At 33.6% G+C, this 16162-nt stretch carries 21 protein-coding genes; 10 read left to right on the forward strand and 11 right to left on the reverse strand.

Features of this window, described 5'->3' with window-relative positions; genetic code table 11:
• Window positions 1-351: 351 nt before the first annotated feature.
• From EG358_RS08170 to EG358_RS08180, 3 genes are all read right to left on the reverse strand, one after another.
• Window positions 352-729 carry a SpoIIAA family protein gene (locus EG358_RS08170; protein WP_076561596.1) on the reverse strand — a complete coding sequence of 126 codons (378 nt, stop codon included), beginning with the start codon at window positions 727-729 and terminating at the stop codon, window positions 352-354.
• A 547-nt stretch (window positions 730-1276) separates the two neighbouring features.
• Entirely contained in the window at window positions 1277-1654 is a 378-nt protein-coding gene (locus EG358_RS08175) for a winged helix-turn-helix transcriptional regulator (RefSeq protein ID WP_076561597.1), read from the reverse strand.
• A gap of 37 nt (window positions 1655-1691) precedes the next feature.
• Window positions 1692-2702 carry an LLM class flavin-dependent oxidoreductase gene (locus EG358_RS08180; RefSeq protein WP_076561598.1) on the reverse strand — a complete coding sequence of 337 codons (1011 nt, stop codon included), beginning with the start codon at window positions 2700-2702 and terminating at the stop codon, window positions 1692-1694.
• 248 nt (window positions 2703-2950) lie between these two features.
• On the opposite strand from EG358_RS08180, the gene EG358_RS08185 reads away from it, so the two are divergent.
• The 4 genes from EG358_RS08185 to EG358_RS08200 all read left to right on the forward strand — a co-directional run bounded on the left by EG358_RS08185 (window position 2951) and on the right by EG358_RS08200 (window position 5504).
• Window positions 2951-3217, forward strand: a complete 267-nt coding sequence (locus EG358_RS08185) for a hypothetical protein (protein WP_076561599.1) — start codon at window positions 2951-2953, stop codon at window positions 3215-3217.
• A gap of 35 nt (window positions 3218-3252) precedes the next feature.
• Window positions 3253-3939 (forward strand): DUF421 domain-containing protein, encoded by a 687-nt coding sequence (locus EG358_RS08190; RefSeq protein ID WP_076561600.1) that lies wholly within the window; start codon window positions 3253-3255, stop codon window positions 3937-3939.
• Window positions 3940-4048: 109 nt separating this feature from the next.
• Window positions 4049-4666: a DUF4142 domain-containing protein gene (locus EG358_RS08195; RefSeq protein ID WP_076561704.1), complete on the forward strand. Its 618-nt coding sequence runs from the start codon at window positions 4049-4051 to the stop codon at window positions 4664-4666.
• A gap of 166 nt (window positions 4667-4832) precedes the next feature.
• Entirely contained in the window at window positions 4833-5504 is a 672-nt protein-coding gene (locus tag EG358_RS08200; RefSeq protein ID WP_076561601.1) for a hypothetical protein, read from the forward strand.
• 26 nt (window positions 5505-5530) lie between these two features.
• Here EG358_RS08200 and EG358_RS08205 read toward each other — a convergent pair whose 3' ends face one another.
• The 6 genes from EG358_RS08205 to EG358_RS08230 form a co-directional block, all read right to left on the reverse strand.
• On the reverse strand, window positions 5531-5731 hold the full coding sequence (locus tag EG358_RS08205; protein WP_076561602.1) for a hypervirulence associated TUDOR domain-containing protein: 201 nt from the start codon (window positions 5729-5731) through the stop codon (window positions 5531-5533).
• Between the two features lie 139 nt (window positions 5732-5870).
• Window positions 5871-6338 (reverse strand): hypothetical protein, encoded by a 468-nt coding sequence (locus EG358_RS08210; RefSeq protein WP_123890057.1) that lies wholly within the window; start codon window positions 6336-6338, stop codon window positions 5871-5873.
• A 141-nt stretch (window positions 6339-6479) separates the two neighbouring features.
• Window positions 6480-6893, reverse strand: coding sequence for a hypothetical protein (locus EG358_RS08215; protein ID WP_076561604.1), 414 nt, complete (start codon window positions 6891-6893; stop codon window positions 6480-6482).
• A 46-nt stretch (window positions 6894-6939) separates the two neighbouring features.
• Window positions 6940-7143 carry a hypothetical protein gene (locus tag EG358_RS08220; RefSeq protein WP_076561605.1) on the reverse strand — a complete coding sequence of 68 codons (204 nt, stop codon included), beginning with the start codon at window positions 7141-7143 and terminating at the stop codon, window positions 6940-6942.
• A gap of 71 nt (window positions 7144-7214) precedes the next feature.
• The gene (locus EG358_RS08225) at window positions 7215-7949 is read right to left on the reverse strand and encodes a hypothetical protein (protein WP_076561606.1); all 735 of its coding nucleotides are present in this window, start codon (window positions 7947-7949) and stop codon (window positions 7215-7217) included.
• Window positions 7950-8022: 73 nt separating this feature from the next.
• On the reverse strand, window positions 8023-8520 hold the full coding sequence (locus EG358_RS08230; RefSeq protein ID WP_076561607.1) for a hypothetical protein: 498 nt from the start codon (window positions 8518-8520) through the stop codon (window positions 8023-8025).
• A 249-nt stretch (window positions 8521-8769) separates the two neighbouring features.
• Between EG358_RS08230 and EG358_RS08235 the strand changes: the two genes are divergently transcribed.
• From EG358_RS08235 to EG358_RS08255, 5 genes are all read left to right on the forward strand, one after another.
• The gene (locus EG358_RS08235; RefSeq protein ID WP_076561608.1) at window positions 8770-9759 is read left to right on the forward strand and encodes an aldo/keto reductase; all 990 of its coding nucleotides are present in this window, start codon (window positions 8770-8772) and stop codon (window positions 9757-9759) included.
• A gap of 148 nt (window positions 9760-9907) precedes the next feature.
• Complete coding sequence (locus EG358_RS08240) at window positions 9908-10468, forward strand: NADPH-dependent FMN reductase (protein ID WP_076561609.1); 561 nt, start codon at window positions 9908-9910, stop codon at window positions 10466-10468.
• Window positions 10469-10509: 41 nt separating this feature from the next.
• The gene (locus EG358_RS08245; protein ID WP_076561610.1) at window positions 10510-11052 is read left to right on the forward strand and encodes a flavin reductase family protein; all 543 of its coding nucleotides are present in this window, start codon (window positions 10510-10512) and stop codon (window positions 11050-11052) included.
• A gap of 195 nt (window positions 11053-11247) precedes the next feature.
• Window positions 11248-12609 carry a toxin-antitoxin system YwqK family antitoxin gene (locus EG358_RS08250; RefSeq protein ID WP_076561611.1) on the forward strand — a complete coding sequence of 454 codons (1362 nt, stop codon included), beginning with the start codon at window positions 11248-11250 and terminating at the stop codon, window positions 12607-12609.
• A gap of 228 nt (window positions 12610-12837) precedes the next feature.
• Window positions 12838-13290: a PA2169 family four-helix-bundle protein gene (locus EG358_RS08255; RefSeq protein ID WP_076561612.1), complete on the forward strand. Its 453-nt coding sequence runs from the start codon at window positions 12838-12840 to the stop codon at window positions 13288-13290.
• A gap of 176 nt (window positions 13291-13466) precedes the next feature.
• Here the strand turns inward: EG358_RS08255 and EG358_RS08260 are convergent, their stop codons facing one another.
• Both EG358_RS08260 and EG358_RS08265 read right to left on the reverse strand, forming a co-directional pair.
• On the reverse strand, window positions 13467-14387 hold the full coding sequence (locus tag EG358_RS08260) for a helix-turn-helix domain-containing protein (protein WP_076561613.1): 921 nt from the start codon (window positions 14385-14387) through the stop codon (window positions 13467-13469).
• 56 nt (window positions 14388-14443) lie between these two features.
• The gene (locus EG358_RS08265) at window positions 14444-15217 is read right to left on the reverse strand and encodes an SDR family NAD(P)-dependent oxidoreductase (RefSeq protein ID WP_076561614.1); all 774 of its coding nucleotides are present in this window, start codon (window positions 15215-15217) and stop codon (window positions 14444-14446) included.
• A gap of 332 nt (window positions 15218-15549) precedes the next feature.
• Between EG358_RS08265 and EG358_RS08270 the strand changes: the two genes are divergently transcribed.
• Complete coding sequence (locus tag EG358_RS08270) at window positions 15550-16122, forward strand: Crp/Fnr family transcriptional regulator (protein WP_076561705.1); 573 nt, start codon at window positions 15550-15552, stop codon at window positions 16120-16122.
• The last annotated feature ends 40 nt before the right edge of the window (window positions 16123-16162 follow it).

The raw sequence follows: 16162 nt of genomic DNA on the forward strand, positions 1-16162 counted from the left end.
AACTTTAATGATTTAAAATTATTAAAGTTTTTAACAATTTTCTTTTGTTTCAGATAACTATTTTAAAGTTATAGTAATCATTCATAAATTTTTACATTTACTATCATAAAGTCAATGATGATAATAACTTTCGGAAAGTATCTTGTGGTAATTTGTAAGAAATATTAATTAAAGAAAATTACAGTTTGTTGTGGGGTATTTCTGAATAGATATATTTCCTTACGCTTGAATTTGGAAAAATAATTAGTTACGCTTTATATAAAAACTCACCAAATCTATGATTTTAGTGAGTTTTGGATTTTTGAAACAACAATTGCTCTCATGATTTACAAGAATGAATCTAAAATGATTTTAAAATTCTGAATATTCAGGCTCATTGCCGTTGTTGCACCAGTATAAAGCATGATACACTTTATCTTTTGGAAATATTTTGACATTTTCGGAAGCAGATAGTATATTGATTTTCTGTATTCCTGCATCATCACTTACGATGGCTGCACGATTACAGTGCTTTTTCTTATCAAAATGTGAAAGTGATCGAGTAAGCCATGCTACATCTGTTTGTGTTACATCATCATTAATGTATAACATATAGTTCAGCTCATCGAATCTTGCAAGTTTATTAGCAACATGTGGAGTAACAATGTTATTGAAATCTTGCGGATTGATTTCTCCGGTGGCATTAAATGCGGCAACATTGTCTGGTGCATCGTTGAGTAGGGTGATCATAAGATTTATTTTTGGTGTAGACATGTGCTAACAAATACTAAACCAAATAAAATGTTATTTTTCTTTGATTTTTATTAATAGGGATGTCACAATAAAATCTTGTAATCGAAAATCTGATTTTGGTTCTGCAATTAATATTTTCTTTCTCTGCTATTTAAATTTTGTATTTCTGCAACTTCTTGGGAATTTATTTTGAAATCTAAAATGTCGGGCTTGTTCCCTTTAAATGATCATTGATAAATAATTCAAAAATATAAAACCCTGAATTCTTTTTGATATAATGTCGCTGTTAAGGTGTTGACATCAATAATCAAGATTTTCTGTTTTCTGGTTCGCTCCATATTGGCAAAGCAACTTTTTGACTATTATCACTCCATACCACAGATCCCGCTGTCCAGTCATTAATTGTTACTATTTTGTCTTTGAAAGTTAAGTATGATTAACTTAACATTTAGATTGTCAAAATAGTAGCAGTAATTTTAGGTTTTTTTAATTTGTTTCTGCAAATATAAATCCGACCTTTACAGTCGGATTGGAGAAGTGTTTTTTAGGATGAAATCTCTTTGCTGTCTATTAATTTATTTCCATCTAGCTTTTTCTGATGATTAATTCCCCAATCTTTCAAAGCATCAATTACCGGAGTAAGGCTCTTGGCATAATCATCAAGAGTGTAAGAAATCTTTATTGGATAACTTTCAACGATAAGCCTCTTAATTAACATATGATGTTCAAGATCTTTTAGCTCTTTGGCTAATGCTCTCGGAGTTATCCCTGGTATACTTTCCTGAATATCCGTAAACCTGCAATTTCCAACGCTTATTGATATAATAATGAGTAATTTCCATTTCCCACTGATTACATCCAAAGCATCTCTGACGGGTTTAACAGTATTTAAACAATCTAAATGTTCCTTCTTTTTTGTCATTTTACATTTAAACTTTCAACAATCATTGATACAAGTACTATTTTCTATCCAAATTTATTTCGTCCATAAGCTCAGCAAAAAGATGAATTGACTTAAGGCGGTCCTCAATATCAAAAATTGTTGAAACCGTCATTAATTCATCTATATTAGTTTGATCAATAAAGTCAAGTAGTTCACGTTTTACTTTTTCTTTACTCCCGACAAATGAATATTTTAGCATTTGATGTAAGCTAGGGTGCTTTATAATATCCTTGAGATCATCGGTCATTTCTGTCGGCGGATGCAGAGGCTGGGAATTTCCCGTCAGTACTCCGAAAAACATTCTTACTAAAGAGGTAAATAAACGCTCTGCTTCCTCATCAGTGTTAGCCATTATAATGTTTACACCTGCCATGATATATGGTTGATCCAATGATTCTGATGCTTGAAACTCCTCTCGGTAAATATGTAACGCAGAAATAAGGTTTGCAGAAGCAAAATGACTTGCAAATGCATATGGAAGACCTTTTTGGGCAGCAAGATGAGCACTGTCTGTACTTGATCCCAAGATATAAACCGGAACGCCGGTACCTTCTGCAATGGGTGTACGGATACTTGAGGATTTGTTATCAGTAGAAAAGTATTTTTGAATTTTATTGACCTCATCAGGGAAAGAATGAGCAGCTTTCATAAAATCCGAACGGATTGCCATTGCGGTTGGGGTATCGGTGCCGGGAGCACGTCCTAATCCAAGATCGATTCTTCCTGGATACAATTGCGCCAGAGTTCCAAACTGCTCAGAGATAATAAGAGGTGAGTGGTTGGGAAGCATTATTCCTCCGGAACCAACCTTTATTTTATCGGTATTCTCAGCGACATATCCGATTAAAACTGATGTTGCACTGCTTCCTACAGATTCTGAATTATGATGTTCAGCAAACCAATATCTTATATAATTGTGCTCTTCTGCGACCTGTGCCAATCTGAGAGAATTATTTAAAGTCTCTTTATAGCTGCTGTTTTGAGATACAATAGCCAGTTCAAGAATAGAATATGATATATTTTTCATGTAGTACAAATATACGTGAAAATCACTATAGAAAGTATAGCGATTATAATTTGTATAGTTTTATATCCTGTCAATTTTTGATTTTCAATTCTAATTGTTATCGAGGATGTATCAGGTTTTAAAAAGAATAACCGAAAGAAGTATGGTGAAAATTAGTAATAGCAAGCTTTATTTATAAATTTAAAATCCCATGGCATTTTATTTGTTCAATTATTGCTTCCAAATATATTAACGTATAAAATATTACTATGAATTTTATTGAATTTACAAAAGAACACCTTTCTTTCAACGAGGAACAACAAGAATATTGGATTGAAATACCCAAAGAGCAAATTGATACTAAGATTGAATTGGTTCAGATTGTTAACGAAGATGGATCTTTCTCGGAAGCTGATGTCGAAATAGGGGAAGATGACCTTACATATACTGTTTCACTGCAATTTCCTGCTAATTTGAGAGTTAATTTTTCTGAAAATATTGAACAGAGTGAAGCGAGCAATTTAGCAACAGAATAATTGTTCCCAAATAATCGATTAATCATATAAAAATTATGAGCTTAAATTGGAGTGAAATATTTATCGGTGATCTGGATGGAAATTATGTACTGGAAATTTCTCTAAGGACAATCCTAATGTTTGTTATGGTATTGGTTATCTTAAGATTGTCGGGCAAAAAAGGAGTTAGGCAGCTGTCACTTTTTGAAGTTGCTATCATTATTGCATTGGGATCTGCAGCCGGAGATCCAATGTTTCACAGGGATATGCCAATTATTCCTTCACTCCTCGTATTTGCCATCATAATCATTATCTATAGAACTATTACTTATTTCGCAAGTAAAAGTGAAAAGTTTGAGGATGTAATTGAAGGTGAACCGCTATATGTGATTGAAGATGGACAATTTGTATTAGGTGTCAAAAATGATCATACTTTTGCAAAGGATGAATTCTTTGCCGAAATGAGACAGGAATCGATTGAACATGTCGGTCAGGTAAAGACTGCAATTCTGGAAACCACAGGCAATATCAGTTTTTATTTCTACAGGGATGAAGAAGTTCATTTCGGATTGCCTGTACTTCCAAAAATTTATAACAAAAAAGTAACGACCATTGAGAAGGAAGACATTTATGCCTGTACTTACTGCGGTTATTCCGCATACTTGGAAAGATCTGTAAAGGTTTGTGAACGTTGTGAGAGAAAAGAGTGGGTTAAGGCAATTAAAACTTTGAGACTTACCTGATGTAGATTGGTCTATTTATTACCTCAAAATCTTTGGCAGACAAATTGTTATTTGTAGCACAAAGCAAATAATAAAAATGCTTTTAATTTTAACCAACCAAATAATTATTATGAAAAATTCAATTCTTACATTGTTGGCAGTTGCTGCCATGGTATCTTGCAACAAAAAGGATTCTGTTTCTACAAACAGTTCCGTAGATTCAACGGATATGTCTTCAACAGCTCCAATGGATTCCTCACAGACTCTTAATGATTCGGCTACAGTTTCAAGTACAGTTCCTGATGCAAAAGCATTAAGTACTCAAGACAAAACTTTTGTTGATGCTGCTGCTAAAGGGGGAATGATGGAAGTTATGATGGGAGAACTTGCTGCTGCAAATGCTACCAATGCTTCTGTGAAATCTTTAGGGCAAATGATTGCAAAAGATCATAAAGCTGCCAACGAAGAACTAAAAAAATGGGCGGGAAGTGTAAATTATTCCTTACCGGCATCCTTAGATGCTTCACAACAAAAGATGCATGATGATCTAAAAGCAAAGAAAGGAGCCGATTTTGACAAGGCTTATGTCGACATGATGGTTAACGATCATAAAAAAGATATTGCAGCATTTAAAAAGGAGTCAACAGATGGTACAGATGCTAACGTAAAAGCATTTGCAACTAAAACACTTCCGACTTTGGAAAACCATTTGAAGGAGTCTGAGAAAGTGAAGTCTGCTCTGAAATAATTAAAATTTATTTAGCAATAAAAGTAAGCTGTCAAAAATGACAGCTTACTTTTATTGCTTGTAAACATTATGATAATTTAAATGGCAGAACTTGTCATTAATCTTAATCATATTTAATTGAAAGAGTTCTCTTTGTATATTGCACCACGAAGTAAAAATAAAAAGAATGTCAATAAATCAATCGCCGCCGGACGGAGGGATGTTCTATAAGGAAACAGATATGAGTCAGCTTTTTCCTGAGCCTTTAAATGCAGTTACTGCGATGTTTTTTCTCATCACAGCTATTTTTTGGACTATTAGAATCAAAGATAATTTTAAAGAGTATCCATTTTTAGTTTATTGCTTGATATTATTATACATTGGTGCTATTGGTGGAACGTTTTATCACTCATTCCGACAATGGTCGGTATTTATTGTGATGGATTGGCTACCTATTATGTTGCTATGCTTGTCTGCAGGATTTTACTTTATAGCGAAGAGCACCAAATTGTTTTATGCTGTCTTTGTAGTTCTTGTATATATAATTCTCATGTTTGCTTTAAGAAACTGGATTTTGCTAGATAATACATCTCTTTTTATCAATTTAAATTATGGAATGATGGCATCATTTGTTCTCTTCTCGGTTTTACGATATTTAATTTATACGCAATGGAAAGCCGGGAAATGGGTGGGATTTGCATTACTGTCATTTGCTTTTGCACTTACTTTTCGTATCGCTGATAAGTGGGAGTGGCTCAATATCGGAACACATTTTTTATGGCATACTTTCGGGGTAATAGCGACATTTTGTATGTTTAATTATATCTATCTTACGCAGAAAATTGCAAATAGAGCTTAACTCCTTAACTTTTAGCTTCTGGTAATTTAAATCTTTTTTAGTGCGGAAGCTTTATGGGCTGCTTTCTTTCCAGTTTTTTCGCTGATGACTTCATACTGTGGCTCAGCCTCAGATGCCCGTCTTTGTCTATTCATGAAAACAAAATCTTTGGTATGAACTGTAGTTATAATACCGTGTGTTTCACCATTCTGAAACCTCCACTTTACATGGTCTCCTTTTTTTAACATAATTGCTGTATTTTCTTAATATGGTTTAGATATATCAAAAGACATACTAAAATAATTACTTCATCATCGACTTCCCGCAAAAGGATCAAGAGAGCTGATTATTATTCTAATCTCTTTAAATGAACTTAGATTTTAAAATTTACCCTAGATTTTTCTTTTCGTCTTCCCAATATTTATCCATAATTCTTTTTGTCTCTGAATGACTTTTCAGCATTACGATCTCACCAGTTTCATCAACGGTATAATGGTCTTTAAACGCATCAGGCATTGCATCGTATTGAATGTTTACCTGCTCCAAAGTTTCTTTTTCTTCAATAAATTGTGAAAGTCCCCGCAAAGCGTAAATTTTCATATCCAGATAGCGCTCTTTTTTGTAGGAGCTGAGAAAGAATTCCTTTAAGGCAGAAAAGTTAAAATCATACAACAATTTTAATATTTTATTTCGGATGTCGAGATGTTTTGTGGACTGGTAAATGGTTGTAAGGAATTCTGCATTGTTATCGGTGATTATGTTCTTGTCCAAATTGAATAACGCATTTCGAAATTCGATGTCCTTCTCATTATATTTTTCTTTTGTTAAAATCTCCGGTAATTTATTAATCATCATGTATGAATAAGTTTGAAATTTTTGATAGCATTATACACTTTGAATTTGAAACAATTAGTTTATTAAGTTTCGTATAGGAGTAGTAAGATCAAATTAAAGATTTTAAAAACAAAAAAAAATAAAGTATGTAAAGGCAATGACCTATAAACTGCTGATGCTCCAGTAATTACTATCTTTATTTTTGTTAAATCTTGTTCGGCCATCTATTGCAAAACCTGTGTTTTTAACTGTGTCAGCATCAGCTTTTCTATCGAAATCACTTTTCCAGATTTTAAAAAGACTATCAAAAGTTCCACTGACTCTGACTATATCAAACCCATCAGCTCTTCGTTCAAATCTGATTGTAAACAGATCTTTTTCATTTTTAGGATTAACAAATTGGTAATTGTTGTAACCCCAGTCAAAACTATTTTTATCTGCCACATAGTTAACTTCGGTTAACCAGATAAAGCTTTCCACATGTTTGATCAATTTAGCTGAATCTAATTTGATAAATCGGCTTTGAGCATTTGATATAAAAGATGCGAATGCAAAAAATATAATTAGCTTTTTCATAGACCTCTGTTTTTAATGATGCCTGATTATATGTAGGATCATAGTATTAGATGATGTTTTCGTTTTTTAGAATGACTGCTAATTGGAAAAGCGTTTTTGCCTGAAACTTTGTTCTTAATGCTTTTAGTCTTTTTTCAATGAGACTCTTGCTGACCTTAATTGAATGCTCTGTCATTAACTTTTGACTTATTTCGGTGGTTTTAAATCCTTTTGAAAGGTATTCAATAATTAAAAGATCTCGTTTTTCCATATTTTAAAAATAAGGTTTTTAAATTATGTAACGGCATTTTTTAAGATTTAAAAAATAAAAGATAGGAATTTTTATTTTGAGAATATTTGAATGAACATCCATATCACATAAATAAAAAATAGTAGGATGATACACAGAACAATATTAAATACAATTTTAAAGATCTTATCACTCTTTTTTTGCTTTTCAGTCAGTGCGCCTGGTGATATTATTTTGAAGTGTATTGCCGTATGATAATGTATTTTAATATCAGGACGAAATATTTGTACTCCTCTCAGGAAATGTTGATAAAGCTCGTAATTATTTTTTAGTGCATAAAAGTCCTTCTGAAACCTGAGATTGTATTTTGTGACTTCATTTAACTCTGTTTTTTTATAAATGATAAACCATTGTTTGTTTAATTTCCTGTTGAATTCTAAACTAATATCTGAATCATACTTTTCTGTTGTGGCGTGTAAATCAGTATAAAGAATCTGTTCTGAAATTTTACCATAGCGATCAAATATAAAAGCTCCCTGGTCATTTACCGATACAGTATATTTATTGTACTTTTTGGTTAAAAGATAACGTGCAAGAAAGAAACTCGTTGCTGCTGATAAAACTATGATGATAATTGATGCTGAAAAATCTAGAATGTTGTTTCTGTAATATTCAAGAAAATCGGGGCGTATTAATTGGTCTGCCCAGATCATGGCAAGACCGGCAAATAATGCAACAATAATCCATACCAAAACAGCTGCAAAATTAGTAGCTCTGAGATTGATCTCCGATTCCAATGCTGAAAATTTTTCTTTAGCTATTGTCATAAATTAAGATGATGATATAGTACTTCTATAAGTTGCAAATGGAACTACAAGTAATAAAAATAAGATTTTAATTTCAATTGATTTTTTGTAAGAATTTTTTGTTGATTTCTTCTTTTATGTATTTTTCGTCATCTTCGCTTAAAAATCCTAAAGGAGCGTAATCTGTATACTTTCTTTTAAAATCGTCAACCATTTTATAGTATACGTTATCCTTCTGTACGTATGGGGAATCATATCGATTGATTTCTTCAAATTCCCGTGCAATATCGTTGAAGAATATTTTAAAGTAGACTCTGTCGCTGATTTCCCTTTTCCACATTAGGAGCCAATTAATTTGGCTGGCGATGGTGTTTGTATTTTCAGGATATCTTAATTCCTGTTTTAGAAAAAAACGGGTATTCTCATTCGTAAATTTGCATATGAGATCATAGTTTGTACCCATTCTTTCATTAAAATCTGAGAGATTAAGCTGAGCAATATTCAGGTTTTCTGCATTTTTGTTGATGGTTTCCTGAGAAACATCTTTGTCAAATAAAATAATATTCACATTTCTGTATTTTAAATATTCCATTTAAGATTCCTGATTTTCAGTCATCTTTATTATATGTTTTTTTTCTGCATTGAGATTATTGCTCTTGCAATTCTATTACGATAAGTTTAGGTGAACTGGTTACCAACTGCGTACCAATTTGAAAGACAATTGAAAAAGTCAGTATTACATTTAGATATTTGAAAGAGCTATCTTCCAACTCTATTACTACTCGGACTAACGTATAGTTTGCATCATCTTTGTACTAACACTAATAATTAATGAGTTAATATGAAAAATGAAATTTTAGAAAAAAAACATCAGATTGGATTGGGAGGGGTTGCTATAGGAACAGCTTTTAATGATATTTCGGATAATGAAGCGCGGGATATCTTATCATCCGCCTGGGATGAAGGTATCAGATATTTTGATACATCGCCATGGTATGGATTGACCAAAAGTGAAAAGAGGTTTGGGGAATATCTCCGGTCTCAAAAAAGGGAAGATTATGTATTCTCCACAAAAGTTGGTCGCCTGTTCAAGGAGGTTCCAAAGGATCAGGTACCGCCTACCATGTGGAAAAATCCGTTTCATTATGATTTTAAACACGATTATACGGCTGATGGTATCAAAAGATCTATTGAGGACAGTCTGGAAAGAACAGGCTTACCATATTTTGATATCATTTACGTTCATGACCTGTCGGAAGATCAAGTGGGAGACCGTTATCCATATTTTTTAAAACAAGCTCAAAACGGTGCATTCAAAGTTCTATCCGCTTTGCGGGATGAAGGTGTCATCAAAGCATGGGGAATGGGGGTCAATAAAATTGAACCAATTTTAGACTGCCTTGATTCTGCAGATCCTGATATATGTCTCTCTGCAACACGATATTCCATATTGGAGCACGAAGATGCTGTCGACAGGCTTCTTCCGGCAGTAAAAAAAGCGGGTGTCCAATTGGTATCAGGTGCGGGTTTTAATTCAGGATATATAGCCGGAAGAAAACGATATAATTATAAGGATCAGATACCGAAAGATATTGCTGAGAAATATAAAAAGTTACAAATTATTGCTGAAAGGCATCAGGTCAATCTTGTAGATGCTTCAATTCAATTTGTTTTGGCTGCAGAAGAGTTTGTATCGATCATTCCCGGAGCTGGAAAACCAGAGCAGGCTATTGCTAATGCCAAAGCTTTAGAGGTTGATATACCTTCGGAGTTCTGGAACGAATTAAAGAACGAATCAATAATCTATGATAAGGCATCCACCCCAAAATAACAAATTAGTGATTGAAATAGAGGAGAGCTCTGAATGAAGCTCTCTTTTTATTTCATCATATATTAATTTAATCAATGTAAAAGTAGATTGGAAATAAATATATTTCGAATGGCGTAGTTATTGAACCAACGACATAAATCATTGATCAATGGAAAATAAAATTGGTATTATAGTAGGCAGTCTTCGTAAAGAATCTTTTTCTAAAAAAATTGCGAATGCTGTGGCAGATATCCAGCTCGGAGGATTTGAATTTGAAATCGTGTCCATCGATAACCTTCCTGTTTATAATCAGGATTTTGACGACTTTAACAATGTTCCTGAAGAATACACTGTTTTCAGAAATAAAATTAAAGGATTAAACGCATTTATTTTTATTACCCCGGAATATAACCGATCGATACCGGGATGTTTAAAAAATGCAGTAGATATTGGCTCAAGACCATCTGATCAAAATGTATGGGATAATAAGCCGGCTGCAGTATTCAGCAGTTCACCCGGAAATATTGCTGCATTTGGAGCTAATCATCATCTCCGCCAGTGTTTTGTTTTTCTAAATTTATTAGTGATGCAGCAACCTGAAGTTTATATTGCAAATATATCTGAATGGTTTGACGATGAAGGTAAAATCAAAAAAGAAGAAAACAGAAAGTTTTTACAATCAGCCGTTGAAGCTTTCACTCAATGGATTGCAAGAATTAATAAAGATTAAATTGACTTGTTTGAAATGACCGTAATGGAGCAAACTATATCATGAAAAAATATAAAAAAGTAAATTATCCTATCGAGGATGTTCGTCATTATCTGGAACCAAGTCCTACGGTTCTTTTAACATCTGCATTCAAAGAGGAAAGAAATGTAATGACTTTAGGATGGTACACTATTATGGAATTTGTTCCCTCATTAATTGGATGCATGATTTCTGGTGGAAATCATAGTTTCGAATTAATAAGAAAAAGTAATGAATGTGTAATCAACCTACCAACATTGGAGTTGTCCAAGACAGTGGTTTCAATAGGAAATTGCAGTGGTACGGAAATCGATAAATTTGAAGAGTTTAACTTGAATACAGCCGAAGGAGAAATGGTAAATGCACCATTGTTGGTTAACTGTTATGCCAATTTCGAATGTCGTTTATATGACTGTAAGCTGGTCAATGATTATAATTTTTTTATTTTTGAGATTGTAAAAGCTCATGTGGCAAAAGTTCCAAAATATCCTAAAACAATCCACTACCGAGGAAACAGTCACTTTGTACAATCCGGGAAAAATATTATCATTCCATCAGCCAAATAATTCATTATATAATTCTGGTTAGGAAATATCTTACTGTGATCTTATCAGATGGTGAGTGGAACTGACGAAAGAATAGTCTTAAGATTTATCCTTAAAAATAATTGTACCTTTTTATTATTGCCTATTGTTTTTTATCTAATTTTAAAGAAGTTAGGAAATAATATTTAGTTTTAAGATCGATACCAATTCAATACTATGCAACAACGTCTGAATCCAATAGTTTCTTTCCCATTTATTTTGTGTTTAGGATTATTGATTCTGAATGATTTTTATCTTAAAACAACTTATCATAATCACGTTACCGGAAAACTGTCAGATTTGTGCGGGCTTTTTATATTTCCTATTTTTTGGTCTGTTTTGCTTCCGAGATACAGATCTGCAATTTTCATTGCAACAGCATTATTTTTTGTTTATTGGAAAAGTGCTTATTCCCAGCCGTTTATCGATTTTTTTAGTGAAACATTTTTTGTTATTGAAAGAACGGTTGATCTGACGGATCTTTTTGTTCTACCCGTTTTATTTGCAGCATGGATTAGTCTGAACAAAAATCAGCAGAGATCTGAACTTTCATTATGGCAGAAGAGAACTAATCCTTACATCATCGGAGCAATTGCGATTTTCTCATTTTATTCTACAAGCAAACCTAGATATACACAAAGATTTGATCAGCCGCAATATGTACTTTTGAAGTCTAACAAACTTATTGACATCATTGATTACGAGCATTTGCAGTACTACAGATTTGATTCATTACTGGTCGTCAAAATCGAAGAGCTTGATTTGTCAAAACAGCCAATAAAATATGATGACTACAATAAGAACGATGCCATTAAAAATTTGGATTATTCCGTCTCGCTGATGCTTGGCAATGGAGTACAATTAGTTAAGCCTGGAACAATCACTTATTTAAACATAAGAACACCTGAAGGAGTGGATTCTGTACAATTCAATGGTGGGCGTTTGGATGGAAAATTTATTAGGAAAAAGGATGGGAGAGTAGTTAGTACAGGATTATATAAAAAGGGTATTGAAGATTCTGTCTGGACTTTTCAAAATAACAATGGTAAGTTTTCAAGTAAAGTAACGTTTGTTAACGGTGAGCGTACAAAAAAACAGCTGTTTGAAAATGAAATCGTTATAAAAACGGATTATGTTAATACGAGAGAAGATGTTGTTCAATACAAATTGATCCAGATTGCAATACTTATTCTGTTATTTATTGTGATTGCATTTCTGCTTATCAAAAATTATCGTCAGGTAGCAGAAAAACTGCATATGAAAAAACTTTGGAAGTGGATTTTATGCATCGTACTGCCGTTGGTTGTTTGGTGTATACACTTTGCAATTACACTATTGTTGGGCGATTATTACTATGATATTTTTGTTGTCTTTGGTACAGCTATTCTAACTTATCTCATAACCTGCCCTCTTTTCTTTGTTGCCGTTTTTGGAATACAGCTGAGGAAACAGATTGATTTGCTATGGTACACTTTATTGTTTGCATTAGCATTCAGTATCTGGATTGAAATTGATATCTACCTTGAGCTTGCCGTCTGAATTCTAATTGGTAATAACTTTGAGGAGAAAGTAACGAACGCTCATTAATTAACCGGATGGAGATTTTAATTGAAGAATAAATATTTTTTTATACACTGCTTCAACTCATATTTACTATGTAAAAAAGATTGTGCGATTTCTTTATTTAAGAAAACTTTAGCATTTGAGCTGGTACCACATGGTACGGTCATTGTAAATACATCAGTACACTAATCAAAAAATATTATTATGGACAACAGTAAAACAGTATCGACACTGAATGATTTATTAAACATTACAAATGACAGAATCCAAGGATTTGCTAAGGTAGAAGAAAAAGTATGGGACTCATACAGCGGACTAAAAAATGATTATGACCAGATGGTACGTGAATCTCAAACGATGAAATCGGATCTGATGGGATTAATTACCGAAAGAGGAGGTAATCCGGATGACAGCTCAACAACTGCAGGAGCATTGCACAGAACATGGATCGATATCAAAAATTCTTTTGGAGGTGATCATGCAGAATCTACTTTAGAGAATGTTGTTTTTGGTGAAAAAGCTGCAATTGATGCTTATCAGGAAGCTTTGCAAAGTGGAGATTTATGTCCGCAAAGTACAGTAGTTGTAGCAGATCAATTGGTTAAATTAAGAGCTTCTTACGGTAAATTCGAAACTCTGGAAAGAATTACGGAATAATTTACTTTATTGATACATTAAAGAACTCCTAAAATTACTTTTTTTAGGAGTTTTTTTAATTTTAATGATCGTATTTTGAATTGATAGTGACTCAGCTCTATGTACCCTGAAGTGCATAATTTTTGAAAACCTTGCAAATCAATTATTTTCTCCTGCCAAATATAATTTGTCGTAGACTAATTAAATGAAGTGCGAAATTCCAAAGGAGTAAGACCGGTTGCTGTTTTGAACATTTTGCTGAAAGACTGTGGATGTTCAAAACCCAATTCATACGCTATTTGGGATACAGTAAAATTGGTATTGGTAAGTCTCTCTTTTCCTTTTTCAGTAAGTTTCTCCCGTATGTACTGCTGTGTGTTTTTTCCTATGAGTGAACGTAAGACGTCGCTGAGGTATCCGGGTGAAATATTCAGCCTATCCGAAATATATTGGACAGTTGGTAGTCCTTGATTTAAAGTTTCCTGACTGTTCAAGTAATCATCAAGAATTGTCTCGGTCTTCTGAAGAATGTCATTGTTGGGTATTTTTCTGGTAATAAACTGACGTTTGTAAAATCTATTAACATAGCTCAGCAACAATTCAATTTGAGCAATTACCACCTCTTCGCTAAATTCATCAATACGTTGGCTGAGTTCCTGTTCCATGATTTTGTAAATGGATAGTATAATCTCTTTTTCAGAGTCCGAAAGATGCAATGCTTCGTTGGATGAGTATAAAAAGTAGCTATAATCTTTTATTTTCCTTGCTATGGGATGACCAAGCAGAAAATCCGGGTGAATAAGCAAAATATAACAGTGAGTTTCACTGTTGTAATCAGTGCTTCCGACCAATTGGTTGGGTGCCAAAAACAGCATACTACCTTCATCGTAATCGTAGTAATCACGGCCATATTTCAGCCTTCCTCTATTCCTGGTAATGAAGGTGATTTTATAGAAACTCAGAACATCATAGATAGGCGCCATTGCCATATTGAAAGGATTGTCTTGATTGAAATGAACAAGACTTATCATTGGATGTTGCGGGGTAGGCAATCCAAAGGCTTGATGACTTTCCGATATTGATATGAAGCGTATCAATTTATCTTCTTTGCTTTTCATAATAATAAATGTAAAAAAAACCTACGATATTTGATCATAGGTTTTTGTTTTAAAAATTACCACGCAAGATTATTATCATTTCCGCTGAAATTTTCAGGGCCTGTAAAACTACCTGTCGGAAGATCTTCAGCTAAAGCCACCCTGATTGGCTCTATGGAGCCTACCTCAACGGAGTCTGTTCCCTGAAAGTTATTGAGTGCCGTCGCGGTAAATCCTGGACTTACCAAGTGAACCTTGATATCGGTTTTTTCCAGATCGATTGCCAATGAAAGAAAAATACCGTTAAGTGCAGTTTTTGAAGCACCGTAGACTGCGTCAAAACTGGAACGATATGGGTTTTCCGGATTTGAATTAATTGTCAATGACCCTAAAGCACTTGAGATGGTCACAATCCGGGCTTTTTTTGCTCTATGCAATAATGGAATAAAAGCCTGAGTTAAAGCAAGCGTTCCAAACACATTCGTCTCCCAGACTGTTTTCAATTCAGTAATAGGTACAATTGAAGCGCGTTGAGAGTCCAGAATCTCTTCCATGGTACGACCTTGTTCACCGGCGTGAGAAACCGCAGCATTATTTACGAGCAGTGTCAAATATCCATATTCACGCTTAACTGTTTCTACTGCTGCTTTAATTGATTCAGGGTCGGTAATATCAAGCTGGATTGCGCGTGCATATTCCCCAAGTTGAACAGTTGCAGCTTCGCCCTTTTTTTTGTCACGGGAGCCTACATACACAATATATCCATTCTCAATGAGTGCTTTAGCAATCTGAAATCCTACACCTGTATTTGCCCCTGATATCAGAGCTACCTTGTTTTCATTTGTCTGCATAATGTTAATTGTTTTAAAATTGATGCAGCAAAGATGACTATTTAAGAATCTATAGTTGTATCCATATTCAGACTGTTTGTATCCCAATTGAGGATAAAATTATTTTACAGATGGTTGATTTATTTAAGAAAAAATTGATCAGGGATTATTTATCGCATTTAGATTTTTACCCGAGATTACTCGTAAATCATACGCTTAACCAAGCAGTATCTCACTACTATGGGCGATTGATTAGTTGATAATTGATATTTTAAAAATTGTTTTTTGTTCTGCGATATTTTTTTTTAACATATGGTAAATTGGTTTTCAATGATAAAGCTGAAATTTGTAAAATGGAAGAATTTGTGAATTATATATTACAGTTCGGTAATTTAAATAGTCAGCAGATTGAATTGATATTAAGCAAGGCGGAAACAATGGAACTTCGCAAAGATGAATATTTTTCAGAAGCAGGTAAAATTCCGCGGTACGTTGGATTTCTTCTTAAAGGAGTTACCCGATTCTGTTATTATAATAATAAGAGCGAAGAGATTACACACTCTTTTGTTGAAGAGAATAATTTTGTTTCTGATCAACAAAGATTTGAGGCACAAATGGTCGCTTCGGAGTATATCCAAGCTATAACAGATTGTGAATTGCTTGTTTTTTCGAAAAAGAACTGGGACGAAATTGGAAATACTATTGTCGGCTGGAAAGATATGGAGAATCTTATTGTCAAAAACTGTCTGATGAAAGCTCTCGAACGCAGAAGTCCTTTGGTATCTGAGGATGCAACAACCCGTTATTTGTCGTTCATCAGTCAATTTCCGGGACTTGTGAATCGTGTTCCTCTTTCACAGGTGGCTTCTTATTTGGGGATTACCCAGCAATCTCTTAGCAGAATTAGGAAAAATATTGTTAAATGATGCTTTTTACCAAATGGTAAATGTTTTCCGACTCAGTTCA

It is taken from the genome of Chryseobacterium indoltheticum, from assembly GCF_003815915.1.
Taxonomy (GTDB): Bacteria; Bacteroidota; Bacteroidia; order Flavobacteriales; family Weeksellaceae; genus Chryseobacterium; species Chryseobacterium indoltheticum.